Origin of the sequence: Paenibacillus sp. SZ31, assembly GCF_012912005.1 — a bacterium.
In the GTDB taxonomy this organism is placed as follows: Bacteria; Bacillota; Bacilli; order Paenibacillales; family Paenibacillaceae; genus Paenibacillus.
The window spans coordinates 642,763-667,793 of record NZ_JABBEA010000001.1 but is presented as its reverse complement, the minus strand read 5'-3'; the positions used below and the strand labels follow the sequence as shown (position 1 = coordinate 667,793).

The window sequence follows — 25,031 nt, the reverse complement described above, 5'->3', positions numbered from 1 at the left end:
ACAGAGCCAGAAATTCCTGACACAGCCATATGATTTGAATTTGTCGGTGTGGGTATAACAAAAATAGGTACTGTTATAAACATTGGCTTATCTAACGTGTGCTAAAAGGGTTATAAGTTATGCACAAGCACACCGTCTTAAATACAGAGGTGTCTCCATGCAAAAGCAACCTGTAAATACGTCGTAACGGCTAGTGAAGAGCGTTCACGTATTTGGGTGCCATCGGGGTGAGGGATACATACATGCTGGTAAACTTAATAGGCAGCAAAAATAATCTGCGTTTGAACAGACAATACCACGGTTTAAAGGACAGACCCGTTGTAGGGATTCGCAGCATCAATAACAATGCGAGGACAAGAAAGACAGGCTTATTATGCGTAACCGCAATCAGCTTGGACATAACTTGTGGATATTTGCGAATGACAGGTTTCTGCTGGGATTCGGGTATTTGTAACAACACTTCCTTATTGGAATTTGCGTCAACAGACACCCCAACGGCAGATTCGGACTGCATCGGAATAGGGAAGCACAAGGCTTGGAAAACGCACAAAATGATAATAATGGTGTAGTGGAGTATTCTAGGTTGTTGTCTCATTTTGGCTTCCCTCCTTTTCCGTGAAACATACTGTTATTAAAATAATAACACATTTTTGTCTTAACTCCAAACCTCTTCATAATATACTGAGAAATCATGACACGCTTTCCATCAATCCGCTTCGTATATCCCCATCGGCCTTGCCATATACTTTGAACAGGAAGGAAAGGAGTGATTCTTGTGGAACTGTTCGCTGTATGGACCGATGTATCGGGGCAAGAGGAAGCGGATCAATTTTATCGTTGTGTCAAGGAAAAAATCAAAGGTTTACATATAAGTAAAAGAGGATTTCGGCTCACCTTCAAACATAATGATGGAAGAGCAACCTGGGTGTGCAGAGGGAATGAGAATCACGAAGACTTCCAGCAATGGATTCCTCGGATCAGTGATCTGCTCTCCCTTGGACTCGCTGACTTCATTATGGAGACACAAGAACGCAGCATGGTGGAGGATATGATCGCCAAGGCGTGTTCTGTCATGGATGAGCATGAGGTGGAGAAGGTTAATCGAATCTGCATGCCTCTACTACTAAATGGTGATCTGGATCAACCCGGACTTCGGGAACGCCGCCGTACTACGTTGGCCAGTGGACTAAGGCAGGATTTGGAGGATGTTCATTTTTTTCACCTTGAAGGCATTATCAATTTCCGCATACGGCCATATAAGCAGGAGCTTCAGGAATTAGTGGAGTATGCGCTGGATGAGTTCTGGATGGATCGGCAGTATGAAGAGTTTATGGGGCTGTTAAAATATTTTGTATTCTTTCAGGAAGCCAAAGTACCTCTGGTCCATCTTGTTCACAAGGGAATGCATGAATTTCAGGTGCTTGATGCCGGACTTAATCTGTTACCCGTGAAAAAGGATGAACAGGTCGTTGTGGAAATGCCGGGTCTGGAACTGGAGATGGATATTGAAGATATGATTGTAAGTACACTCATTTCAATCTCTCCTGAGAAAGTCATGCTGCATACGCGCACCCCAGAACTGCCGATCATCTCGACCATATGCCAGATCTTTGAAGACAAGGTGCAAATATGTCATCAATGCCCGGAATGTGAAGTGCTGCGTTCAGGATTGTTGACAGGTCTTGACGCAAGTGATCTCGGCAATTATAATAACTGTTGATCCATGAATTTTTCATGTGAACCATTGAACCAAAAGCGTTGACAAAGACAACAACCACACGATAGATCGGTGCAGAGAGAGGAACCCTGGCTGAAATTTCCTCCGGATATCCCGTATGGTTTACCCCTTTGTAGCTGCAATTTTGAAAGTGGAGTTAGATATCGCCTTTATGGGGGATTATCCGCGAGTAAGGATCTGCCGGGTCATGCCCGTTATCGTCATGCCAATGAGGGCTGTATTTCCGAATAGGGATGAATCAGCTGAATTAGGGTGGAACCACGAGTATATATCACTCGTCCCTTTGCCGGGACGGGTGTTTTTTGCGTTCCTTTGCAAAATGACTGGAATAGCAATAGATAATCAGTCCATGAACATCTGGACACGAAGGTTACATTTACAGGAGGAATGAGACAAATGGCAGTTAACATTAAACTACCGGATGGTTCGGTACGTGAGTACGCAGATGGCAGCAGTATTGAGGACGTAGCCGCTTCGATTAGCAGCGGATTGCGCAAAAATGCCGTAGCCGGCAAGCTGGATGGTATCGTGGTGGACTTGTCCACAACGCTTCATGAAGGAGCATTGGTGGAGATTGTCACGTTGGATTCACCAGAAGGACTTGAAGTGATGCGTCATAGTACAGCTCACTTGATGGCTCAAGCAGTGAAACGTTTATATGGTAACCAAGAGGTACGCCTCGGCATTGGCCCAGTCATCGAAGATGGTTTCTACTATGATATGGATCTTGAACAAGCGCTCAATCCCGAAGATCTGCAAAAGATCGAAAAGGAAATGGAACGTATTGTAAACGAGAACTTGCCAATTGTACGTAAGGAAGTTAGCCGCGAGGACGCGATTAAAACGTTCGAAGAAGTTGGCGACCCATACAAACTTGAGTTGATTCGTGACTTGCCAGAAGACAGCGTGATCACGATTTATGAGCAAGGCGAATTCTTCGACTTGTGTCGTGGTCCTCACGTACCGTCGACTAGCAAAATCAAAGTGTTCAAACTGATGAATGTCGCGGGTGCATACTGGCGCGGAGATAGCAAAAACAAAATGCTTCAACGTATCTATGGTACGGCTTTTGTGAAAAAAGCACAGCTGGACGAGCATCTGCACTTCCTTGAAGAAGCTCGCAAACGGGATCACCGCAAGCTGGGTAAAGAGCTCGAAATGTTCACATTCTCCCAACTGGTCGGACAAGGGCTGCCAATCTGGTTGCCTAATGGTGCGAAGCTGCGCCGGACTCTTGAGCGTTATATTGTGGATCTGGAAGAAAGCCTTGGATACCAGCACGTTTACACACCGGTTCTGGGTAACGTGGAATTGTACAAAACATCTGGACACTGGGAGCACTACCAGGATGATATGTTCCCGAAAATGGTTATGGATAACGAGGAACTCGTTCTCCGTCCAATGAACTGTCCTCACCATATGATGGTGTACAAGTCCAGCATGCACAGCTACCGTGATCTGCCAATCCGGATTGCCGAGCTTGGCATGATGCACCGTTATGAAATGTCGGGGGCGTTAACAGGTCTGCACCGTGTACGCGCAATGACACTGAACGATTCACACATTTTTGCACGTCCGGATCAGATCAAAGAAGAATTTGCTCGTGTTATCGAGTTGATTCAAACGGTGTACAAAGACTTCGGGATCAACGAATACCGTTTCCGTCTGTCCTATCGCGATCCGAAGGATACCGAGAAATACTTCCAGAACGACGAGATGTGGGAAATGTCCCAACGCATGCTGCGTGAAGTTGTGGAAGAACTTGACCTTCCATTCTATGAAGCAGAAGGTGAAGCGGCGTTCTACGGTCCGAAGCTGGATGTGCAGATCAAAACAGCACTGGGTAAAGAAGAAACATTGTCTACTGTTCAACTGGACTTCCTGTTGCCTGAGCGCTTTGAACTTGAATATGTGGGAGATGACGGACAGAAACATCGTCCGGTCGTTATTCACCGCGGTGTAATTAGTACAATGGAACGTTTCACAGCATTCTTGCTGGAGAACTTTGCAGGAGCTTTCCCGCTGTGGTTGTCTCCGGTTCAAGCGAAAGTGATTCCGGTATCCGGAAACTTCGACGATTATGCGCGTGAAGTGGAAGCGAAGCTGAAACGTGCGGGGATCTCTGCTGAAGCCGATCTGCGGAATGAGAAGCTTGGCTATAAAATCCGTGAGGCGCAGCTGGAGAAAATGCCTTATATGTTTGTTGTCGGTGAGAATGAGCGTAATGCAGAAGCGGTATCCGTGCGTAAGCGTGGAGAAGGCGATCTGGGTATGAAACCGCTCGATGAGATCATTGCTCAACTGAAAGAGGAAATTGCAACACGTCTGGTCTAAATGAACAAATGATCTATCAGATAACCAGTGCATAAGTTGCCTGACTAATCAGAAAAACGCCTGAATGACATGGGATTGACCTATGTTATTCAGGCGTTTTTTCGTAGTGTTTGTTGTGAAAAGTATAGACTAATTGCTTTTTGGAAAACCTTTGCAGTGAGGGGGAGGTTATACAATGAAAAAGCAATTCTCAATTCAAAAGAAACATATACGGGGTTTACTGGTTGGCTGTGTAATGTTCGCCGGGATGACGATTAGCCTGAATCAGGCGGATGCCTATACATTTGAAGAGGAAAGTGCAGTACTGCATGTCGAGAGTCGCAGCAGCAGTGAAGCTCCGATTATTGAGACTTCGAGCAAGCCTATTCAGGAATTTCCGGAACAGCTCAGCGTTCAATACAGCGATGAGGCCCAGCTGACAACGATGGTGTATATGGCTTTACTATGGTCACCACAACCGATGGTCATCCCAAGGCATGAGCTTCCCGAGAAACAGGTGGTTGACCCGGCTATGCCCGTGCTTGCGCCACGTTCAGAACAGGTGCTGGGTACACAGAAGGTGACAGCAACAGGATATACAGCAGGGGTGGAGTCTACAGGAAAAGGACCTAAACATCCCCAATATGGAATTACGTATTCCGGTGTCAAAGTACGCCGTGATAAAGAAACAGTTTCCACGATTGCAGCTGATCCGAAGTTGTTCCCGATGGGCTCCATTCTGTATATTCCGGGCTATGGATACGGGATTGTTGCAGATACGGGTTCAGCGATCAAAGGCAATAAGATCGATCTGTATTTCCCCACAACCAAGCAAGTGTACAAGGAATGGGGCAAAAAGGATGTGGAGGTACAGGTGATCAGGCAAGGCGCTGGCAAGTGTACAGAAAAGATGCTCAGCGAATTGGCAGATGCGATTGACGTGTACAAATCCGTACCGGACTCCTGGTTGGACAAGGCCATTTAATTTCACATGTTCACATGAATAACTAAAGTGCTCTCTTCACATAATATTGACTGGGGACGAACCCCGCGGTGCAGCAATGCAGCGTAAATATGAAGAGAGAGGTGATTCGTTGTGGCTAAAAAATCACAAGGGTACCAAACGCCAAACGAGAAGTACAATGCAGAGTTTGGAGAAGAGAATGCAGCATCTAAAGTGAAGCAATCCGCTCAACACAAAGTACAAGATAATTTCCAAACACCTGATGAAAAATATAATGCCGAGTTTGGTGTAGAAAACACAGGCCAAACAAGCCAAGGCAAAGCATCAAAATACAAAAAATAATTGAAGATTCATTAAATTAAATGAAGATTCAGCACCCTGGAGCAGCTGCTCCGGGGTGTTTTACATATGTGAAGTTTTACAAAAATATCCTCCCATCTCAGTCTCGAGACCGAGAAGACTTCCATCTGCCGCCGCTGTTCTCATTGTCTTGTCTGAGTTACACTGGATACATAATACAGACGAAGGAGACATGAGCGATGAAACGATCTACGCGTGACCGCTGGTGGGTAGGTATACCTCTTATTGCTATTGGTGCGATGATCTTGTTCAGACAATTGGGATATGACATTGATGTAGGATATATTTTCAGAACATATTGGCCGTTATTTTTAATCTGGTGGGGGGTCAAAGGAATTTCCGAGATTCGTCGCAATGGGGGTTACGCCTTCATTGGACCGGTAATTGTCCTGGCGATCGGTGGATATTTTCTTGCACGTAACCTGGGATGGATTGATTATTCCATGGGGGAGTTCATCCGTTATCTGATTCCGGTTATGCTGATTGGCGGAGGATTGTTCGTACTGATTGGGCCACGACGTCGTGATCGGAAACATCATGACAAGATGCAGCCACCTCCAGCACCGGAGCAACCTTATAAACCGTTGTCTCCGGAGGATCTGGAGATGCCATCTTCGTTTGACGAACAATTCGAGAAAACATTTGGCAAACCGAAACAGGAACAGAAGAACGATTCATATGGCTCGTTCAATACAGCTAAGGAAAACCCGGCTTCCTATGAACATCAGCAGTATCAGAAGCACAACGCTCACGGTTCAACTCAAAAGAAATATGAAAAATATGATGACAATGACCAGTATGATGATTCTAGCTACTATGGTGGCGGTGGCAATACCATTAATAAATCAGCATTCATTGGCGATCTGTACATGGGACAGGAAGTGTTCTCGTTGAAACCGATGAACATCTCGGCTTTTATCGGAGATACGGTGATTGATTTGACCAAAGCACAGATTCCTTATGGGGAGACGAAGATTGTCATTTCTTCATTTATTGGGGATGTGAAAGTATTTGTTCCAGAAGATATGGACCTGGGTGTGACGGTGACGACAAATTCCTTCATTGGAGATATGTCACTGTTGAACCAGAAACGCGGCGGATTCCTGAGTAGTGCCCAGGCTGAAACGGCCCATTACCATGAAGCAAGCAAAAAGGTACGGATTATTGTAAGTGTGTTTATCGGAGACGTCAAAGTCAATAAGGTGGGTTAATGCATGATTCGAACCATTCTCAAGGCCAATAAGTGGGAACTGATGATGTATTTTGCGCTAACCGGTCTGATTACGCTGGGTGGATTCTATCTATTATATGGAGAGGTATTGATGGGGGCTGGTCGTCAGCGGGCATGGACCTATGTTGCCGTTGTTGTGCTGGCCACCGTTATCACCGGATACATTGCTGCTCTGCGTCTTCAGCGCAAGATTGACCTGCTCGATCTCAACATGTTGAAAGTGTCCAAGGGCAATCTGGCGGTGCGCATGCCTGATGCGGATGACGCTTCGTTCGGTCGTGTCTATCAGGAGTTCAATGTCATGATGGATTCGATTGAGAAAAAGATGAGACTGCTTCAGCGTCTCGGTGAGCAGGAAGTTATTGAGAAGGAGCAAGCCTCGGAGCGGGCTGTGCTTGAAGAACGCAAACGAATGGCAAGAGACCTCCATGACACGGTTAGCCAGCAGCTGTTTGCGATGCATATGTCGGCTTCGTCCTTGCCGCGTCTGCTAGAGAAGAATCCGGAACATGGCGGTAAAGTACTGGACCAATTGATTCAGATGTCACATATTGCACAACGTCAGATGCGTGGACTGATTGCCCAACTTCGACCAGTGGAGCTGGAAGGGCGTGATCTGTCCGCGGCACTGGATAGCTGGTTTCCTGATTATTGCAGGCAGAATGGTCTTAAAGGTGTGAAAGAGCTGGAACTGGATGGCGGAATCTCGGATGCCATTGAGCACCAGCTGTTTCTTGTTATTCAGGAGGCCATTGCTAATGTAGTGAAGCATGCAGAGGCGGGGATGGTCAGTCTGTCCATACGGGAGAGTGAACATCAGATCAGCATGAGCATCAGCGATGATGGTCAGGGATTTTTGCAGCAAGCTGAGCGTCCAGGGTCCTACGGATTATCCACCATGCGTGAACGAGCGGAGAAGCTTGGTGGGCAAGTTCAGATTATATCGAAGCCGGGAGCGGGAACAACGGTACGGGTATTCATCCCGAAATTCCCGAACGTTCCTGAGTGAACTAGAGGGGGAGACGGAATGAGCGGTAAAGTAAACGTGATGATTGTGGATGACCATGACATGGTGCGAATGGGGTTAAAAACGTATCTGATGCTGGAGCCTACTTTTCATGTGATGGGAGAAGCGGGCCATGGACAGGATGCGCTTGATCAGTTGCGTAAGTTAAATGATAGTGAAATGCCTGACTTGATCCTGATGGATCTGATGATGCCTATAATGAATGGCGCTGAAGCAACAAAAGCCATTATGACTGAATTTCCGAAGATGAAGATTGTAATGCTCACGAGTTTCTTGGAGGATGATCTTGTTGTTCAAGCGATTGAAGCCGGAGCGGTCAGTTATGTGCTGAAGACCGTTTCTGCGGAAGAACTGATCTATGCTCTTCAAGGAGCTTATAGAGGCATGCCTGTGATGACAGGTGATGTATCGCAGGCATTGACTCGGGGAATCAGACAGCGTACAGCGAGAGAGAGTGAATCAGGTCTGACTGAACGGGAGAAGGAAGTGCTGTTGCTTATTGCAGAGGGAAAGACCAACAAAGACATTGGAGAAGAATTACATATCAGTATCAAAACCGTCAAAACACATGTGAGCAACCTGCTGATGAAATGCGAGATGGATGATCGTACACAATTGGCTATCTACGCGCATCGTCAGGGCTGGGTGAAAACGAAAGGGTAAAATGCTGTCATGACGGGGTAAATAATCTATTCTTACGTGCTTTTATCTCCTTTTTAATTGTTTTTAAGGTACGGTTAAGGTTTAAAGTACAAAATAAGGACAGTTAAAGAATATCTCTTGGGAATAAGAGATTGGGAGGTAGAGAGGCATGGACGAACGTAATTATAGATCGAACCGTCAAGACGAGGAAAACGAAACCAAACAAACGGAGAACCGCAATTCTTCCGGAACGGACGAATCCTCCTATTATTATTCTTATGGACCTTTTCAGTCCGTGAATCAGGAAGATACAGCAAATCACATGGGAAGCAACAATCAGCGTGAAGAAGGTAATGTAGAGATTACAAAACCTGATCCGGTGAGACCCGTACCTACTTACTATAATAGTGAACCATCCGAGCAAGCGAAAAGATCGTCCGGAGGCGGCGGAAACGGCTCAGGTAACGGTGGGGATCAAGGGAATGGCGGCAAAGGCAACTGGAATTATAATAACCGAAAGCCGCGTTCTTCCGTAAGATCACTTCTGTTCTCCTTTATTGCCGGCATGCTGGTCATTACCGTTCTCATGTACACAGCCGACAGAACGAACATGTTCACACCGGAGACTGCACTTACGAACACAGGCAATGAAAGCTCGGGGCAGGAAGCGTCCACGAATACAGGCGGAGGCAACAATGTGACAGCGTCGTTACTGCCAACAGGTAAAGAAGATGTGTCTTCCGTAGTAACGAGTACAAGTCCAGCAGTCGTCAAAATCGAAACACTTGCGAAGCAGTCCTCACGCACAGGTACTGGTCAGGGTGGATCGAATACAAGCGATCCGTTGTACCAATACTTCTTCGGTAATGGTGGCGGAACGGAAGGCAATCAAGGCCAGAGCCAGCAGCAACAACAGCAAAGCAGTAATCAGTTGGTTCCACTAGGCATTGGTTCTGGATTTATTTTTGACAAAGAAGGATATATCCTGACGAACCAGCACGTGGTTCAGGGTGCGGATGTGATTCAGGTTACGCTGGAGAACAACAGCAAGCCTTATGAAGCCAAACTGCTCGGAAGCAGCTTCGATCTGGATCTGGCAGTATTGAAAATTGAGAAAAACAGTGGTGACGATGCGTTCCCTGTAGCTCCACTGGGCGATTCCAACAGTACGCAAGTCGGTGAATGGCTTGTAGCTATTGGTAACCCTGAGGGCTTCGAACACACCGTTACAGCAGGTGTACTCAGTGCCAAAGAACGTACAATCAGCATTCCGGATGAAGAAACAGGTAAAACACGTGAATATAGCCACTTGCTGCAAACGGATGCTTCCATTAACCCGGGTAACTCTGGTGGTCCGTTGCTTAACCTGAACGGGGAAGTTATCGGGATGAACGTTGCAGTCAGTGCAGATGCACAAGGGATTGGTTTTGCGATCCCATCAAGCGTCATCTCTGAAGCGGTTAAATATCTTAAAGAGAACAAAGAAGTTCCCAAAGAGCCCGTACCATTTATCGGTGCATCTTTGATGGCTCTCACACCTGAAGTCGCTAAACAAATGGGAACAGATGTGACCGAAGGTTCTGTCGTAGCCAGCACGATCTTCCAATCACCGGCTTACCAAGCAGATCTTCGTGCATATGACATCATTACAGGTGCCAACGGTACACCGTACGCCACAAGTCAGGATCTGATTGATTTTATCAAGAAACAGGAAATCGGCAGTGAAGTGACACTGAACGTGGTTCGTGACGGTAAGAAGATGGATCTGATAATCAAAATCGGCAACAAAAATGATTTTGATACTTCACAAACAACGGATACACAACAGCAGCAACAACCATAATATTAGATTAAGGATTGGAAGAACGGAAGGGTTTGAAGGCCCTTCCGTTTTTTTTGCCCAGAACTAACGGGATAACAATGGAGCATGCTTGAATGGAGACTCTTACTTGAAGATGCAGATTGTGCTTCTGCCTGTTACAATGGGATAAAACGTTAGGATAAAGGAGAAAGACCATGCGCTCAACTATTTTGATTGTGGATGACGACGAAAAAATTGTGTCCATGCTCCGCCGCGGGCTGGCTTTTGAAGGATATGAGGTACAGACCGCTTCCAATGGAGCTGAAGGTCTCAGCAAACTGATGGACAAGGAGCCGGACATCGTTGTTCTGGATGTGATGATGCCGCAGATTGACGGATTTGAGGTATGTCGCAGATTAAGGGAAGCAGGTAGCAAAGTGCCTGTGCTGATGCTTACGGCCAAGGATGAAGTACAGAGCCGGGTGACTGGACTGGATACAGGGGCCGATGACTATCTCGTGAAGCCGTTTGCGTTGGAAGAGTTATTGGCACGTGTCCGTGCATTGCTGCGCCGCAAGTCAGATATTGCGGGTACACCAGACAATCGTCTGATGTATGAAGATATCATTCTGGACAATGACTCACGTGAAGTAGTACGAGATGGTCAACGTCTGGAACTGACTGCCAAGGAATTCGAACTGTTGAATCTGTTTATGCAAAATCCAAGACGAGTACTGTCACGCGATCTGATTATGGATAAAATCTGGGGTTATGATTACAGCGGTGAGTCTAATGTGCTTGAAGTGTACATTGCCATGCTCAGACAGAAGACTGAAGAATACGGTGGCAAACGTCTCATCCAGACCATCCGGGGAGCCGGTTATATTCTGAGAGGTGACTCCTGACATGTCCATTCGGTTAAGACTAACCGCATGGTATTCTGGCATTTTGGCGGCCGTGCTTATCTTTTGGGGCGTTGTGATCTATGCCTTTGTTTATTTTAACTCCTATCAGGAAGTTGAACAGCAATTGAAGGTGAAGAGTGCCCGGATTACGGAGCAAATTGGTGTGAATCCTCTTTCGCAGTCATTGGATCTGGACCCATTTACAGAGAGCCAGCTTCAGGAGGCACAAATTTATATTCAACTCTGGGATTATCAGAGCCGTTCGGGCAGGATTTCCGGTAATATGGAGAAATTAGGGATTCAGTTTCCGGTTTTGAAATCCAATGAAATTCTCAAAGAGCGGGGGATATCCAAGATCTATGTGGACGGGACGCCTTTTCTGGTGAATCAATTGCCACTGTCTCTTCAGGGAACCAATGAGGTCAGAGGAATTCTTCAGGTAGGCGCCAATGTAAGTTCACAGGAGCGCTTGCTGGAGGCATTGCTTAATATTTTGGTTTTTGGCTGGCTGGTGGCGATGGCATTGGCTATAACTTCAGGTCTTGTTCTGGCCCGGAAGTCGATGCGTCCGCTTGTGAATGTTATTGATGCTGCGAATCAGATCCAATCCGGCGATGATCTTAGTGTGCGAATTCAATATGCGGGGCCGAAGGATGAGATCGGGCGTTTGATCGAAACGGTGAATAACATGCTTGAGCGTACAGAATTGTCTTTCCGTGGATTGGAAGAGACGAATGCTGCCCAGCGCCGTTTTGTATCTGATGCTTCGCATGAACTACGTACGCCGCTGACGACTATTCGCGGGAACGTGGACTTCCTGAAGAAGCTGTGGGATCAGGAGGGCACAGACCGACCGAATCTGGATGAAGAAACGGTAAGACAGATGTCCGTCGAGGCGTTGGAAGACATGGCCGATGAAGGTAAACGTATGAGCAGATTGATCAGTGACATGCTGTCATTGGCGAGAGCGGATACAGGGCAGAAAATTGAACTGAATCCGGTACCACTACAGATATTGGTGCAGGAAGTCGCGCGAAGATCGCAATTCTTGGATCATCATGCGGACTGGCGTCCAGGTGATCTGTCGATTCTTAACGGTATCTATGTGAACGGCAGCAAGGATTATCTGCAACAGATGCTGTTTATTTTCATCGAAAATGCGTTTAAATACACGCCAGAAGGCTCCGTGACACTTGATGCCGTACTGTACAAAGGTCAGGTAGGACTGCGCATCAGCGATACCGGTATTGGCATGGATCGGGACGAAGTACCGTTCATCTTTGATCGCTTCTATCGGGCAGATGAATCGCGCGGGGCTACACCAGGCATAGGTCTGGGACTTTCGATTGCCAAGTGGATCATTGAGGAACACCATGGATCGGTTGAGGTTGTGACCAGACGTGGAGAAGGAACCACCTTTATTATCTGGTTGCCGGTTGTCTTTGCTCCGCCTATCGAATAAAGGTATAATAGACAGGACTGCAATTACATCGGCAACGTTGCCGAGAAAGAAAGCGGGTGGCAACCAAGTGGAAGTACTGCGAATTTCACCGCGGGGATATTGTTACGGCGTTGTGGATGCGATGGTGCTCGCGCGTCAAGCGGCACGCAATCTGGATTTACCACGACCTATTTATATATTGGGTATGATTGTGCATAACCAACATGTGACGGATTCCTTTGAAGATGAAGGTATTATTACATTGGATGGTCCGAACCGGATGGATATTTTGAGCCAAGTGGAGAGTGGCACGATTATTTTCACAGCTCACGGCGTTTCTCCAGAAGTGCGGAAGCTGGCACGGGACAAAGGTCTGACAACAGTGGATGCAACATGCCCTGACGTAACCAAGACCCATGACCTCATTCGGGAAAAGACGGCAGAAGGTTATCAGATCATCTATATTGGCAAAAAGAATCATCCTGAACCAGAGGGGGCTGTTGGCGTTGCGCCAGACCTCGTTCACCTGATCGAGAAGGAAGAAGAGATCGATGAACTGAACGTTCCTCCAGGCAAAATTCTTATTACGAATCAGACCACGATGAGCCAGTGGGATATCAAACACATTATGAGCCGTCTGCTGGAGAAGTTTCCGGGTGCAGAGATTCATAACGAAATCTGCCTGGCGACTCAAGTGCGTCAGGAAGCTGTCGCTGAACAGGCGGGGCAGTCTGATCTGGTCATTGTTGTAGGTGATCCTCGCAGCAATAACTCTAACCGTCTGGCACAAGTGTCGGAGGAAATCGCGGGGGTTACGGCCTACCGTGTATCCGATGTGGCAGAGATTCAGCAAGAATGGCTGAAAGGTGTAAATAAGGTGGCGGTTACTTCGGGTGCTTCAACACCAACACCGATTACGAAGGAAGTCATCCTTTATCTGGAGCAGTATGAACATGACAAACCGGAGACGTGGGAAATTAAGCGTACCGTGAACATGAGCAAACTGCTGCCACCAGTTAGAGAAAAAACACGTACACCATAGGGCAAGCACATGTAAGTGAAGCGCAAAATTTGTAAACGAAATAAGAAGAATCCTGTTACGCGGAACCGAATTCGGAGCCTGCGGAGCAGGGTTCTTTTTTGTATATGGATAAGGAATGTGTACCTTGACGCAATAGGAGAACTATGGTATATTTGCTTTAACGAATAAAAGCTTAAAAGCGAACAAGCGTTTAAGCGTGACAGAGTTTTCAAATTTAATCAGACGCACGTTAAGAGATTATTGTGCTCTCATACAAGGAAGGATGGGAATTAATATGATCGTTATTGCAGGCAAGGCTACTCCGGAGGAACAGATTCAGGATATCGTTGCAGTTATTGAAAAAGAAGGGCTTCAGGTGCACATCTCTCGCGGAGAGGATCGTACCATCATTGGTTTGATTGGCAAAGTTGAACCTAAAATGCAGGAGCATCTTCGCCAAATGAAAGGTGTCGAGAATGTCGTGAAAATCTCGAAGTCCTACAAATTGGCAAGCCGTGACTTCCATCCGGAAGATACGGTGATCTCCATCAAAGGTGTAGATATCGGTGGAAAAGAACTTGTTGTCATGGGCGGACCATGTGCGGTTGAATCCGCTGCGCAGATTGATGAGATTGCCGGGCTTGTGAAAGCTGCTGGTGGGCAAGTGTTGCGTGGGGGGGCATTTAAGCCACGTACAGGTCCTTATAGCTTCCAGGGAACGGGTGTAGAGGGATTGATCATGATGGCAGAAGCAGGCAAGAAACATGACCTGCTGACCATTACAGAAGTTATGACACCCGAGTATGTGGATATTTGTGCCGAGTACGCAGATATTCTGCAAGTAGGTACACGTAACATGCAGAACTTTGACCTGCTCCGCAAATTGGGCGAGTGTGGCAAACCAGTATTGTTGAAACGTGGCTTCAGTGCGACATACGATGAATTGTTGAATGCGGCTGAATACATTCTTGCGGGTGGTAACCCGAATGTCATGCTCTGTGAGCGTGGTATTCGTACGTTTGAATCCTACACACGGAATACTCTTGATCTGTCTGCAATTCCTGTTCTGCAGTCTCTGAGCCATTTGCCGGTTATTTCAGACCCGAGCCATGGTACTGGACGCCGTGAACTGGTGGAACCGATGACGAAAGCTTCCGTTGCTGCGGGTGCCAATGGTCTGATCATTGAAATGCATACCGATCCGGATAACTCGATGACAGGAGATGGTGTGCAGTCCTTGTTCCCTGACCAATTCGCCAACCTGTTGCAGGATCTGGAGAAACTGGCACCAATCGTGGGTAAATCATTCAGTACAGCCAAACAACCGGCAGAATTTTTCCCGGCACGTGTAGGGGTGTAATAAGAATTTCATGGTCAAGGGTCTGGATCATCATCCGGGCATCTCCTCTGGTCTCGTTCATTGCGACGGAATCAGATAGATGCTCGGTTTTTTGCATATTTTGCAGTTTTGAACGTATTTATTAATCAATAGTGATAAGAAACATTTATGATGTGAAGTTTTTTCCATGATTTAGGTTAAAATAGGGGTCGCTTTACCGCATTAAACCAGTTAAATGTATATTCAATTCGTTGTTATATGAATTTAGGTTATTTATAAAATGTGAGTATATCTAACATACTCGCAAAAAATACCTTACATAAGTATTGACGATGTCATGTTTTAAAATTTATAATGACGACAGAAAAAAATTCGAATTTAGACATTTTCTTAGTGGGGTTGTTTAATGTTCGGAATATTTGGGAGGACGAATACATGTCGGTTGAAAACGTATTGAAATCAATTCAAGAGAACAACATCGAGTGGGTAGATTTTCGTTTTGTAGATTTAGCTGGTCGTGCACATCACATTTCGTTACCAGCTTCGGCTGTTGATGCAGACACGTTCGTAAATGGAGTAGCTTTTGACGGTTCTTCTATCCAAGGTTTCCGCGGAATTGAAGAGTCCGATATGGTTATGATGCCAGATCCTGAAGCGACTTATGTCGATCCGTTCACTGCACACCCTACATTGAATGTTATGTGTGATATCTTCACTCCGGATGGCGAGCGTTATGAGCGTGACCCACGTAGCATCGCTGTTAAAGCAGAAGCTTATTTGCAAGAGAGCGGTGTAGGTACAGCGGCATTCTTCGCACCTGAATCCGAGTTCTTCATCTTCGACGATGTACGTTATGAGAGCGGCACGAACAGCTCTTCCTACTTCGTAGATTCCGAAGAAGCTTCTTGGAACACGAACCGCAAAGAAGAAGGCGGAAACCTGGGCTTCAAAGTTCGCACGAAAGGCGGATATGTTCCAGTAGCGCCAGTGGATACACAACAAGACATTCGTAGCGAAATGTGTCGCCTTTTGGAAGAAGCAGGCCTGTCGATCGAACGTCATCACCATGAAGTGGCGACAGCGGGTCAAGCCGAAATCAACTTCCGTTTTGATACACTGAAGAAAACAGCAGATAACCTGCTTGCATACAAATACATCGTGCACAACACTGCACGTCAATATGGTAAAGTAGCAACATTCATGCCAAAACCATTGTTCGGTGATAATGGTAGCGGAATGCACGTTCACCAATCCATCTTCGATGGCGATTCCCCATTGTTCTATGACAAAACGGGATATGCTAACCTGAGTGAAATGGCTTTGCACTACATCGGAGGTATCTTGTACCATGCTCCGGCACTGATCGCTTTGACTAACCCTAGTACGAACTCGTTCAAACGTCTCGTACCTGGTTACGAAGCACCAGTAAACTTGGTTTACTCCAAAGGTAACCGTTCTGCAGCAGTTCGTATTCCGGTTGCAGCTGTGACTCCTAAAGGTTGTCGTATCGAGTTCCGTACACCTGACTCCACAGCTAACCCGTACTTGGCATTCTCCGCAATGCTGATGGCTGGTCTGGATGGAATCAAACGCAAAATCAACCCAACTGAGCTTGGATATGGTCCGCTCGACAAAAACATCTATGACCTGTCTGATGCGGATAAAGAAAACATCCGCAGTGTGCCAGCTTCCCTCGAAGAAGCACTGGATGCATTGGCAGCTGATAACGAGTTCTTGACTGAAGGCGGCGTATTCACGAAAGAATTCATTGAAAATTACATCAACCTCAAACGTGATGAAGCGAAAGCAGTAGCGATCCGCATTCATCCGCACGAGTACAGCCTCTACTTCGACTGCTAATCAGTCGGGGTCGGAACAGCTCTTGTTCCAACTTAAAGCCTCCGGGACACGTTCTCGGAGGCTTTTCCTTGAATTAAACAATGTAGCGCTTTAACTTTGCAGGGTGATAAAGGAATTTGATGACCTGAATTCAACACTTCAGTGCATATTGCCCTTGAAGCAGATAGAGAATACTGATATCATAGCGATAATATTTAGTTTGAGAGCATTTGGCACAAATCCATAGAGCGACTTCCAATAGGTAAGATATAGATCGAAATGATTCAATTCGTCTATACGTTGGTTGGATCAGGATGCTTTTTCCTGTCCAACTCTTATACCCGTGAGCGATTCTAATCGAATTGTGCAAAATGCGTTTGTATGTCAGTTACGGATGGAAAGGGCGGGGGATTTTGTGACAAAAAGAGCGTATAACTTTAATGCAGGGCCTGCGGCGTTACCACTTGAGGTACTGGAGCGTGCACAGGCGGAATTTGTAGATTTTCGTAATACAGGCATGTCGATTATGGAGATGTCTCACCGTGGAGCGGTGTACGAGTCTGTACATAATGAAGCTCAGGAGCGCTTGTTGTCGCTTCTAGGCAATCCAAAAGGATACAAGGTTCTCTTTCTGCAGGGCGGTGCAAGCACTCAGTTCGCGATGCTGCCCATGAACCTGCTCGGAGCAGGACAGACAGCAAGTTACGTAATGACTGGCAGCTGGGCCAAGAAGGCTCTGTCTGAGGCGAAGCTGATCGGCGAGACACATGTTGCTGCATCTTCGGAAGCAGAGAAATTCATGAAATTGCCGGATGTTTCGAATCTGAGTTTGCCTGAACGTACGGCTTATGTGCATCTGACTTCCAACGAAACGATCGAAGGTACGCAATTCAAGTCGTTCCCGGATACCGGTTCAGTACCTCTGATTGCGGACATGTCGAGTGATATTTTCTGTAAACCATTCGATCTTAATCAATTCGGCATGATCTACGCCGGTGCACAGAAGAACCTGGGTCCATCCGGAATTACGGTTGTGATTGCTCGTGAGGAACTGGTGAGTGAATCGCCTAAAACGATTCCAACCATGCTTCGTTACAGCACGCATGTAGATAACAACTCCTTATACAATACGCCACCTTCCTTCTCCGTATATATGGTGAATGAAGTATTGAAATGGATCGAAGAACAGGGCGGACTGGCTGGTATCGAGCAAAAAAATACGAAAAAAGCGGAATTACTCTATAACACGATTGATTCTTCCGGTGATTTCTACCGTGGTTGTGTGGAGACAGAAGATCGTTCCCTCATGAATGTAACCTTCCGTCTTGCTTCGGAGGAACTGGAGAAAAAGTTCATTAAAGCATCCGAGGAAGAAGGATTCGTAGGTCTGAAAGGACATCGCAGTGTCGGTGGTCTCCGTGCCTCCATTTACAATGCTGCTCCTTATGAAAGTGTTAAGGCGCTGACAGACTTCATGAGCCACTTCCAGAAGACAAATGGATAAATTAGTATAGGTACTGTGTTATGGACCTTCGTGTCTAATCCTGTGCCTTACCAGAGCCTTCCACATTGACGTGTGGAGGGCTTTTCTTTAAGATTAGAGGGTTGTCGTCAACATGAAATGAAAAGGAGATTGAACACATATGGCTTTACACATCGTTCTGGTTGAACCAGAAATTCCGGCAAACACAGGGAATATTTCGCGTACTTGTGCGGCGACCGGCACCCATCTGCATCTCGTGCGTCCACTTGGATTTCGAACAGATGATGCTACATTGAAACGGGCAGGGCTGGATTACTGGCATGCCGTTCATATTGAATACCACGACTCATTCGAAGAGGTTCAGGAGAAGTACTCGGAAGGTCGTTTCTTCTACGCAACTACGAAGGCCAAGAACCGATATAGTGATTTTGAATTTCAAGATGGGGATTTCCTTGTCTTTGGTAAAGAGACTAAAGGCCTGCCGCCTGAATTAATTGCTGCGAATCCCGACACATGTATGAAAATGCCAATGACTGGTGACGTTAGATCATTAAATCTGTCCAATTCGGCAGCAATTATTGTGTATGAAGCATTGCGTCAGCTTAATTTTCCGGGGTTAGAGGGTTAAATTCGGGTTATTAATGACGGCTAGAATTCGGTAAAAAAACATTTTTCAAAAAAAAGGACAAAAAATGTTTATTTCCAGCAGGATTCGACAAAATCTTGGCGAATCTATAAACATAGTACAAATGTACCTAGAAATTTAGAGTAAGATAGGAGAGGTGTGCCGTAGCTATGAAGCCAGCTGGAGTAGTTCGCAAAGTTGACCAATTAGGTAGGATCGTATTGCCTAAATCTTTGCGTAAAAGGTATCAAATGAATGAGGGAGATCCTGTAGAGATCTTAGTACAAGGGGACCATATTATCTTGGAGAGATATCGTCCGAAATGTATTTTCTGCGGATCCATCGAGGAAGTCAACGAGTTCAAAGAGCGTTACATATGCGCACAATGTTTAGATGAAATGACTCAGCTTCCACAGCACGGGTAAGAAATCACGTCATGGGGTCCATTGACCCCGTGGCGTTTTTTTTGTTTTAATATCCAGCCGATGGTACGGTTTCATTGAACAAAAGGAAAATACGTAAACTTGCGTTAAAAGCATGTAGGTAAAATCTCATCCCATACGGCATTCAGGATGCCCTGCATATTTTCTTCCTCACTGTTAATACATATGACCGCTTCCCTTGAAGGAAGGATGATGCACAACTGACCATAGGCACCATCGGCACGGTAAGCATCATGAGAACACATCCAGAACTGATACCCGTAACCTTTTCCCCAATCACCATCTCCAGTCGTTTCGATCTGCTGGGACGTAGCCTGTCGAATCCAATCCGCAGGTACAAGCTGTCTGCCTTCCCAGTAGCCCTCCTGCAGCAATAACTGACCAAATCGACTTAGTTCCTCATTGCTTATCCAAAGACCAGCACAGCCAAGCGTTACGCCGAGTGGAGAGGTTTCCCACTCTACATCATGAATGCCAAGCGGCTCAAACAACCGTGGAGTCAGGTAATCTTTTACGGTTTGGCCGGTAGCAGCCTGTAGCATGGCCGAGATCATAAACGTATCACCGCTGCTGTATGTAAATTGTTCTCCAGGCATCCGGTCCAGAGGTAGAGACATGTAATGTTTCGCCCAATCCTTCTCGATCAATGAAGCTCGTTCATCAGCCCAAAGAGGCGGCGAGTCATGGCCTGAAGACATTCGAAGAAGATCACGTAACTTCAGGTCCCGCGGCGAGGAGAGATTATGTTCTGAAATGGGTACATGATCATAAGAGAAATAATCACCAAGTGTGGCATCCAGATGTATCAGACCTGCTTCGAGCGCAAGCCCAACGGCCATACAGGTGAAGGATTTGCTAATGGAATGTTGTACCCGGCGCTGATCCTTATCCCGGTCCCAATGGGCTAGCAACTGCCCTTTTTGTAATATGCGAATGGAGAAAACGTTCAATTGTTGCTCGGTAATCGTTTGGATGAAGCCTTTAAGTTGCTTAGACATATTAACCTCCCTAATATCAGGTGAAACCTGAGTAAAATCGGTTGGTGAAACGTTTCCGTAATTCGAATGCAAAATCAGAACCCATGTTAGTATAAACCTGGTTTGGTGTCAATTAAAGTTGTAATAGCACTGACTTAAATTTCATTTTTTCGCAATAATAGTGTCTTTGGACGCAAATTCAGACTTTTAAAAGCATGTTTTCGAGAAAATAACGCGAAATTTGTAAAAAGGTTATTGACAGGATTTACTCATCGGGCTTATGATTTATTCGAAACGATTCGAAGAAATCGCTTCCACATCAAAAGTGTTGTAATGAAGTCCATGTGAATCAACGTTGGCTATGTTTTGAAACGATTCGAGAAAATCGTTTCGATAACCCATCGTAATACAAGGGAATCTACAACAGCCTGCAAACCAACGCCAGAGAAACGAATGAGTAAAGACAGCAGGCGCTGATGAGAGGGGTTACATTATGGCACATATAACGATCGAAACTGGATCGCCAACCTTATGCATGAATACGAGCATACATGTTGTGTCCAGTGACTCCGGAGAGACTTCAGGCGGTACACTATATCTGTTGCACGGGGCAGGCGATAATGCGAGTACCTGGCAGCGTTTAACCACAATTGAGATGTATGCAGCGCAATACGGCTGTACCGTCATTATGCCAGAAGCGAATCGAAGCTATTACACCGATATGGAATACGGCCTGAATTACTTCCACTACATCACTCAGGAGTTACCTGAAGTATGCAAGCGTCTGCTCAATCTGAATCCTGATCCGGAGAAAACGTACGTTGCCGGTTTATCGATGGGTGGATATGGTGCACTGAAATGTGGGCTAACTTATCCAGAGCGATATCGTAAAGTAGTGTCTTTATCCGGCGTTACGGATATCCAGACAAGGCTTCATGATCCCCATATGCCAGCGACCATGATCAAGGAAATGAAAGCGGTTTTTGGAGAACGGTTACAGGTAAAAGCCGATCAGGATATTTACAAACTGTCGGCCAAGCTGCTGGAGCAGGGTGTACCTTTACCGGATATCCTCAGTTGTTGCGGCGACAGTGACCCCTTCGTGGAGATGAATCACGATTATGCGAAATACATGCAGGGGACGGCCTTTGATTTTCGGTATGTGGAGACGCCGGGGGCTCATGAATGGAGATTTTGGGAGCACCACCTGAGAACGATGTTTGATTTTCTGTACAACGACAAGACCACAGTAGAGTGAGGAGATGCAATGTGAAACCTGCAGCCGAAGGACCTAGCAAAAAGCTGAAGGGAAACGTGAAGGGCAATTCGCTCTGGACTGAAATCTGGAAGCACCGAATGACATACACCCTGCTTATTCCGGGGCTTGTCTGGCTAATCCTGTTTGCCTACATGCCGATGGGTGGCCTGTCTCTGGCATTCAAAGATTACAAGGCCAACCTGGGCATCTGGGGAAGTCCATGGAGCGGATTCGAGAACTTCAAATATGTTTTCCGTGATCCAACCTTTATCGATGCCGTATGGCGTACGCTGTACATCAATATTCTGAAACTGATTATTCAGTTCCCGTTCCCGATCATTCTGGCGTTGTTGCTGAATGAATTGCGGATGCGTAGAGGGAAAAAATTGTTCCAAACCGTTCTTACGTTCCCGCACTTCCTATCCTGGATCATCGTATCCGGCGTAGTCATCAATGTGCTGGCATATGACGGATTGGTAAACAGCGCGCTCGGATTACTCGGATTGCCAACGATTAACTTCCTGGGATCCGAATCTAACTTTGTACCCATGTTGCTGTTAACTGATATTTGGAAATCAAGTGGATGGGGCGCGATTATATTCTTGGCTGCCATTTCCGGTATTGACCAGGATCAGTATGAATCAGCGCAGATTGACGGGGCTTCCCGTATGCAACAGATGTTCAGAATTACTTTACCGAACATCCTTCCAACCATCACGATCATGTTTATTCTGTCCGTTGGTGGATTGATGTCTTCCGGTTTCGACCAGATCTTCAACTTGGCGAATGCCGCTACCAAAAATGTATCGGAAGTACTCGATGTATACATCTATCGGATTACGTTCCAGTCATCAACCGATTTCTCATTCTCGACAGCGGTCAGCTTGTTCCGTTCCCTGGTGAATATGGCCTTGCTGCTTCTTGCTGACAGATTTGCCAAGTGGCTTGGCGGAGACGGTTTGTTCCGATAAGAGAGGAGGAGAAATGAGATGAGCAAGAAAGCTAACAAAAAGCCGAGAATTGGCACGGAAAGAATGACACTTCTCGATTACTTCATATTTGCGATATTACTTGTGCTTGCCTTAATGATTCTGATTCCATTCTGGAATGTCATCATGATCTCGTTTGCAACACAAAAAGAGTATGCCGACAATCCATTTTTGATGTTCCCTAAAGAATTCACATTGGATTCCTATAGAGCACTGTTCGCTGATGGAACGATTCTGTCGGGGTACAAAAATACAATTATTTTGCTCGCCATCGGCTTGCCGCTCAGTTTGTTCCTGACAACGAGCATGGCGTATGGCCTTAGTCGCAGCAAATTCCCGTTCAAGAAGTTTCTCTTTTTCCTGGTATTGTTCACCATGATTTTTAATGGTGGTATCGTACCGCTGTACCTGATCATGAAATCACTTCATCTTACAGGTACGCTGTGGTCCGTTATTCTGGCGGGAAGCTTCAGTGCTTTTAACATGATTCTGATGATGAACTACTTCTATACCTTGCCTGAATCGCTGATGGAATCGGCGAGACTGGATGGTGCAGGAGAGTGGAGAATTCTGTTCTCGGTTGTTCTTCCGCTGGCTACACCAATTATGGCTACAATCACATTGTTCTACGGTGTGGCCTACTGGAACAGTTGGTACGATGCGATGATATTCCTGCGAAAAGCGGATCAGCTGCCGCTGCAGAATGTACTCAGAAATATTATCGTCACATCTCAGACGAACGCATCCAATGCATCCAGTGTGGATGCTGCCCAAGCGAGCAATTTCTCAATGGGTATGAAAATGGCGGCTGTATTTGTAACGATGGTGCCGATTATGTGTTTCTTCCCAATGCTGCAAAAGCACTTTGCAAAAGGGGTATTAACAGGGGCAATCAAGACCTGATATACACATAGGATTTGGACTACAAATTCGACTAAAAACATGGGGGTAAAAGCATGGAAACGAACAGAAAGTTGTCAGTTAAATCTCTTTTTGCCATCACACTCTGTCTGTTGATGTTGGTGGTGACAGCTTGTTCCAGTGGTGGTTCTGAAGGTAGTAACGAGAAGGATGCTGAAGGAAATTATACAGATAACCTTACCATCTCCGTAGCAAACCTGACGGAAATTAAAAACGGGAACTTGGATAATGAGTTCCATAAATTCTGGACAGACAAGTTCAATGTAACATGGGATTACAACTATATCGATTGGGATTCATGGGGCGAGAAGCTTCGTTTGTGGATTAACTCTGGCGACTTGCCGGATGTAGCGGTATGGAACTACGTGCATGGCGATGCCATGAACAGTATTGAACAAGGCTTGTTCTACAAATTCCCGGATGACTGGAAAGAACGCTGGCCTAACGTGGCAGCAGCTTACAATTTGACGGGTCTTGGAGATAAGTTGGAAGAATTGACGGGTGGAACATACGTCCTGCCTAGACCAATCTATTTCGAGAACAAACCGGCTGACCCATTGACGAACCAAATTGGTGTCATTGCGCTTCGTAAAGACTGGGCTGAAGCGGTTGGTTTTGAACTGAAAGATGCTTATACAACAACCGAATTGAACGAATATGCTGCGCTTGTGAAAGAAAAAGATCCAGGCAAAGTGGGTAACAAACTTGTACCTCTGTCCTACAATGCCGGAGATGCGATGACAAATATCATTATGCCGAACAGTGTGCATGCCATGACCGATTCTCCGTTCTACAAAGGTGAAGATGGCCAGTTCCACTGGGGACCTTCGGAGCCTGAGACACTTACAGGGCTGAAATTGATGCAAAAAGCATACAAAGATGGATTGCTTAATCCTGAGTTCTACACATGGAAAAACAATGAAGGTCAAAATAATTTCAAAGTAACAGGTACAGCTGCAGTAACAAGTCTGGGCGGACTGGCTTCGTACAGACAAGGTCTGGATTCCGATATGAGAAAGAATCTCGGTGTAGATAGTGATGAACTGGTACACACAGCAATCGTAGTGGGCGATGACGGGAAATACCGTAACATGGAGCAAGCTAACTTCTGGTCTGCATTGATCTTCAATCCGGACATCAGTGACGAGAAATTCGAACGGATCATGGATCTGATTGACTACTCGACGACAAAAGAAGGACAGTTGCTCATTAACATGGGCTTTGAAGGAACGGATTGGAAATATGATGAGAACCAAGAACTGGTTAGCTTGTTGCCAGAAGGAACAGTATTGGAAGATAAATATCCAGCACGTTTCGAAGGTCTCTACCTGCTCGGTGACGACTTCAGTGTTGTAAACCCTGCAATCCAAAAGGATTACCGTGATAGAGCCGTGAAATTGTTCGAAGAAAAAGCAAAACTCGGTACAGAAGGCAACTCACTTGCAACATACGATTGGGATGTCAATCTGTACGATTCCAAAGCTAAGAGTCAGGCTTCATTCGATTACCAGAACGAATATGCCAACCTGATCCTCAAAAACGGAGATCTGGAAGCGAACTGGAAAGAATGGGTAAACAGTAAAATGTCCCTGGTTCAACCTTACCTGGATGAGCTAAACGAGAAATTCTAGTAATCGTTCAGTAATTAATTTTGAACCCGGTGCGCGGTCTCTCCCCGAACGCAGCCGGGTTCTTTATTTCAACAACTTGTAGT

The 25,031-nt window shown here is 46.0% G+C and carries 22 protein-coding genes; 20 read left to right on the top strand and 2 right to left on the bottom strand.

Features of this window, described 5'->3' with window-relative positions; all coding sequences use genetic code 11:
- Positions 1-190 precede the first annotated feature (190 nt).
- Positions 191-595: a hypothetical protein gene (locus HF638_RS03030; protein ID WP_169478792.1), complete on the bottom strand. Its 405-nt coding sequence runs from the start codon at positions 593-595 to the stop codon at positions 191-193.
- A 171-nt stretch (positions 596-766) separates the two neighbouring features.
- On the opposite strand from HF638_RS03030, the gene HF638_RS03025 reads away from it, so the two are divergent.
- From HF638_RS03025 to HF638_RS02950, 16 genes are all read left to right on the top strand, one after another.
- Positions 767-1,720 carry a sporulation protein YtxC gene (locus tag HF638_RS03025; RefSeq protein WP_169478791.1) on the top strand — a complete coding sequence of 318 codons (954 nt, stop codon included), beginning with the start codon at positions 767-769 and terminating at the stop codon, positions 1,718-1,720.
- A gap of 414 nt (positions 1,721-2,134) precedes the next feature.
- Positions 2,135-4,072 carry a threonine--tRNA ligase gene (thrS, locus tag HF638_RS03020; RefSeq protein WP_169478790.1) on the top strand — a complete coding sequence of 646 codons (1,938 nt, stop codon included), beginning with the start codon at positions 2,135-2,137 and terminating at the stop codon, positions 4,070-4,072.
- A gap of 175 nt (positions 4,073-4,247) precedes the next feature.
- Entirely contained in the window at positions 4,248-5,036 is a 789-nt protein-coding gene (locus tag HF638_RS28740; RefSeq protein WP_282435624.1) for a 3D domain-containing protein, read from the top strand.
- A 111-nt stretch (positions 5,037-5,147) separates the two neighbouring features.
- Entirely contained in the window at positions 5,148-5,357 is a 210-nt protein-coding gene (locus HF638_RS03010) for a hypothetical protein (RefSeq protein WP_169478789.1), read from the top strand.
- Between the two features lie 197 nt (positions 5,358-5,554).
- A complete protein-coding gene (liaF, locus tag HF638_RS03005) occupies positions 5,555-6,586 on the top strand; it encodes a cell wall-active antibiotics response protein LiaF (RefSeq protein WP_169478788.1) in 1,032 nt (343 codons plus the stop codon).
- A gap of 3 nt (positions 6,587-6,589) precedes the next feature.
- The gene (locus HF638_RS03000) at positions 6,590-7,615 is read left to right on the top strand and encodes a HAMP domain-containing sensor histidine kinase (protein WP_169478787.1); all 1,026 of its coding nucleotides are present in this window, start codon (positions 6,590-6,592) and stop codon (positions 7,613-7,615) included.
- An 18-nt stretch (positions 7,616-7,633) separates the two neighbouring features.
- The gene (locus HF638_RS02995) at positions 7,634-8,296 is read left to right on the top strand and encodes a response regulator (protein ID WP_169478786.1); all 663 of its coding nucleotides are present in this window, start codon (positions 7,634-7,636) and stop codon (positions 8,294-8,296) included.
- 148 nt (positions 8,297-8,444) lie between these two features.
- Positions 8,445-10,118 (top strand): S1C family serine protease, encoded by a 1,674-nt coding sequence (locus HF638_RS02990; protein ID WP_169478785.1) that lies wholly within the window; start codon positions 8,445-8,447, stop codon positions 10,116-10,118.
- A gap of 173 nt (positions 10,119-10,291) precedes the next feature.
- Positions 10,292-10,981 carry a response regulator transcription factor gene (locus HF638_RS02985; protein ID WP_062833477.1) on the top strand — a complete coding sequence of 230 codons (690 nt, stop codon included), beginning with the start codon at positions 10,292-10,294 and terminating at the stop codon, positions 10,979-10,981.
- 1 nt (position 10,982) lies between these two features.
- Positions 10,983-12,443, top strand: a complete 1,461-nt coding sequence (locus HF638_RS02980; protein ID WP_169478784.1) for a sensor histidine kinase — start codon at positions 10,983-10,985, stop codon at positions 12,441-12,443.
- A gap of 67 nt (positions 12,444-12,510) precedes the next feature.
- Positions 12,511-13,464 carry a 4-hydroxy-3-methylbut-2-enyl diphosphate reductase gene (locus tag HF638_RS02975; RefSeq protein WP_169478783.1) on the top strand — a complete coding sequence of 318 codons (954 nt, stop codon included), beginning with the start codon at positions 12,511-12,513 and terminating at the stop codon, positions 13,462-13,464.
- 274 nt (positions 13,465-13,738) lie between these two features.
- Positions 13,739-14,803 (top strand): 3-deoxy-7-phosphoheptulonate synthase, encoded by a 1,065-nt coding sequence (gene aroF, locus HF638_RS02970; RefSeq protein ID WP_036610039.1) that lies wholly within the window; start codon positions 13,739-13,741, stop codon positions 14,801-14,803.
- Between the two features lie 414 nt (positions 14,804-15,217).
- A complete protein-coding gene (gene glnA, locus HF638_RS02965) occupies positions 15,218-16,642 on the top strand; it encodes a type I glutamate--ammonia ligase (RefSeq protein WP_169478782.1) in 1,425 nt (474 codons plus the stop codon).
- Positions 16,643-17,036: 394 nt separating this feature from the next.
- Positions 17,037-18,125, top strand: coding sequence for a 3-phosphoserine/phosphohydroxythreonine transaminase (gene serC, locus HF638_RS02960; RefSeq protein ID WP_169478781.1), 1,089 nt, complete (start codon positions 17,037-17,039; stop codon positions 18,123-18,125).
- A 139-nt stretch (positions 18,126-18,264) separates the two neighbouring features.
- Positions 18,265-18,732: a tRNA (uridine(34)/cytosine(34)/5-carboxymethylaminomethyluridine(34)-2'-O)-methyltransferase TrmL gene (trmL, locus tag HF638_RS02955; protein ID WP_076330283.1), complete on the top strand. Its 468-nt coding sequence runs from the start codon at positions 18,265-18,267 to the stop codon at positions 18,730-18,732.
- A 167-nt stretch (positions 18,733-18,899) separates the two neighbouring features.
- Positions 18,900-19,154 (top strand): AbrB/MazE/SpoVT family DNA-binding domain-containing protein, encoded by a 255-nt coding sequence (locus tag HF638_RS02950; RefSeq protein ID WP_036610032.1) that lies wholly within the window; start codon positions 18,900-18,902, stop codon positions 19,152-19,154.
- A gap of 104 nt (positions 19,155-19,258) precedes the next feature.
- On the opposite strand, the gene HF638_RS02945 is transcribed toward HF638_RS02950, so the two are convergent.
- Positions 19,259-20,170, bottom strand: coding sequence for a serine hydrolase domain-containing protein (locus tag HF638_RS02945; protein WP_169478780.1), 912 nt, complete (start codon positions 20,168-20,170; stop codon positions 19,259-19,261).
- Between the two features lie 472 nt (positions 20,171-20,642).
- Here HF638_RS02945 and HF638_RS02940 point away from each other — a divergent pair, with 472 nt between their 5' ends.
- From HF638_RS02940 to HF638_RS02925, 4 genes are read left to right on the top strand one after another with little or no spacing between them, the layout of a single operon-like run.
- Entirely contained in the window at positions 20,643-21,407 is a 765-nt protein-coding gene (locus tag HF638_RS02940) for an alpha/beta hydrolase (RefSeq protein ID WP_169478779.1), read from the top strand.
- A gap of 11 nt (positions 21,408-21,418) precedes the next feature.
- Complete coding sequence (locus HF638_RS02935; RefSeq protein ID WP_062833485.1) at positions 21,419-22,378, top strand: ABC transporter permease; 960 nt, start codon at positions 21,419-21,421, stop codon at positions 22,376-22,378.
- 18 nt (positions 22,379-22,396) lie between these two features.
- On the top strand, positions 22,397-23,299 hold the full coding sequence (locus tag HF638_RS02930; protein WP_169478778.1) for a carbohydrate ABC transporter permease: 903 nt from the start codon (positions 22,397-22,399) through the stop codon (positions 23,297-23,299).
- A 53-nt stretch (positions 23,300-23,352) separates the two neighbouring features.
- Positions 23,353-24,948, top strand: a complete 1,596-nt coding sequence (locus HF638_RS02925; RefSeq protein ID WP_169478777.1) for a type 2 periplasmic-binding domain-containing protein — start codon at positions 23,353-23,355, stop codon at positions 24,946-24,948.
- Positions 24,949-25,031: the final 83 nt, after the last annotated feature.

What these genes read in the sequence shown, in the direction of transcription:
- HF638_RS03030 (WP_169478792.1), bottom strand. Translation starts at nt 595, where the DNA reads ATGAGACAACAACCTAGAATACTCCACTACACCATTATTATCATTTTG.
- thrS (WP_169478790.1), top strand. Translation starts at nt 2,135, where the DNA reads ATGGCAGTTAACATTAAACTACCGGATGGTTCGGTACGTGAGTACGCA.
- HF638_RS28740 (WP_282435624.1), top strand. Translation starts at nt 4,248, where the DNA reads ATGAAAAAGCAATTCTCAATTCAAAAGAAACATATACGGGGTTTACTG.
- liaF (WP_169478788.1), top strand. Translation starts at nt 5,555, where the DNA reads ATGAAACGATCTACGCGTGACCGCTGGTGGGTAGGTATACCTCTTATT.
- HF638_RS03000 (WP_169478787.1), top strand. Translation starts at nt 6,590, where the DNA reads ATGATTCGAACCATTCTCAAGGCCAATAAGTGGGAACTGATGATGTAT.
- HF638_RS02995 (WP_169478786.1), top strand. Translation starts at nt 7,634, where the DNA reads ATGAGCGGTAAAGTAAACGTGATGATTGTGGATGACCATGACATGGTG.
- HF638_RS02990 (WP_169478785.1), top strand. Translation starts at nt 8,445, where the DNA reads ATGGACGAACGTAATTATAGATCGAACCGTCAAGACGAGGAAAACGAA.
- HF638_RS02985 (WP_062833477.1), top strand. Translation starts at nt 10,292, where the DNA reads ATGCGCTCAACTATTTTGATTGTGGATGACGACGAAAAAATTGTGTCC.
- HF638_RS02980 (WP_169478784.1), top strand. Translation starts at nt 10,983, where the DNA reads ATGTCCATTCGGTTAAGACTAACCGCATGGTATTCTGGCATTTTGGCG.
- aroF (WP_036610039.1), top strand. Translation starts at nt 13,739, where the DNA reads ATGATCGTTATTGCAGGCAAGGCTACTCCGGAGGAACAGATTCAGGAT.
- glnA (WP_169478782.1), top strand. Translation starts at nt 15,218, where the DNA reads ATGTCGGTTGAAAACGTATTGAAATCAATTCAAGAGAACAACATCGAG.
- trmL (WP_076330283.1), top strand. Translation starts at nt 18,265, where the DNA reads ATGGCTTTACACATCGTTCTGGTTGAACCAGAAATTCCGGCAAACACA.
- HF638_RS02950 (WP_036610032.1), top strand. Translation starts at nt 18,900, where the DNA reads ATGAAGCCAGCTGGAGTAGTTCGCAAAGTTGACCAATTAGGTAGGATC.
- HF638_RS02945 (WP_169478780.1), bottom strand. Translation starts at nt 20,170, where the DNA reads ATGTCTAAGCAACTTAAAGGCTTCATCCAAACGATTACCGAGCAACAA.
- HF638_RS02940 (WP_169478779.1), top strand. Translation starts at nt 20,643, where the DNA reads ATGGCACATATAACGATCGAAACTGGATCGCCAACCTTATGCATGAAT.
- HF638_RS02930 (WP_169478778.1), top strand. Translation starts at nt 22,397, where the DNA reads ATGAGCAAGAAAGCTAACAAAAAGCCGAGAATTGGCACGGAAAGAATG.
- HF638_RS02925 (WP_169478777.1), top strand. Translation starts at nt 23,353, where the DNA reads ATGGAAACGAACAGAAAGTTGTCAGTTAAATCTCTTTTTGCCATCACA.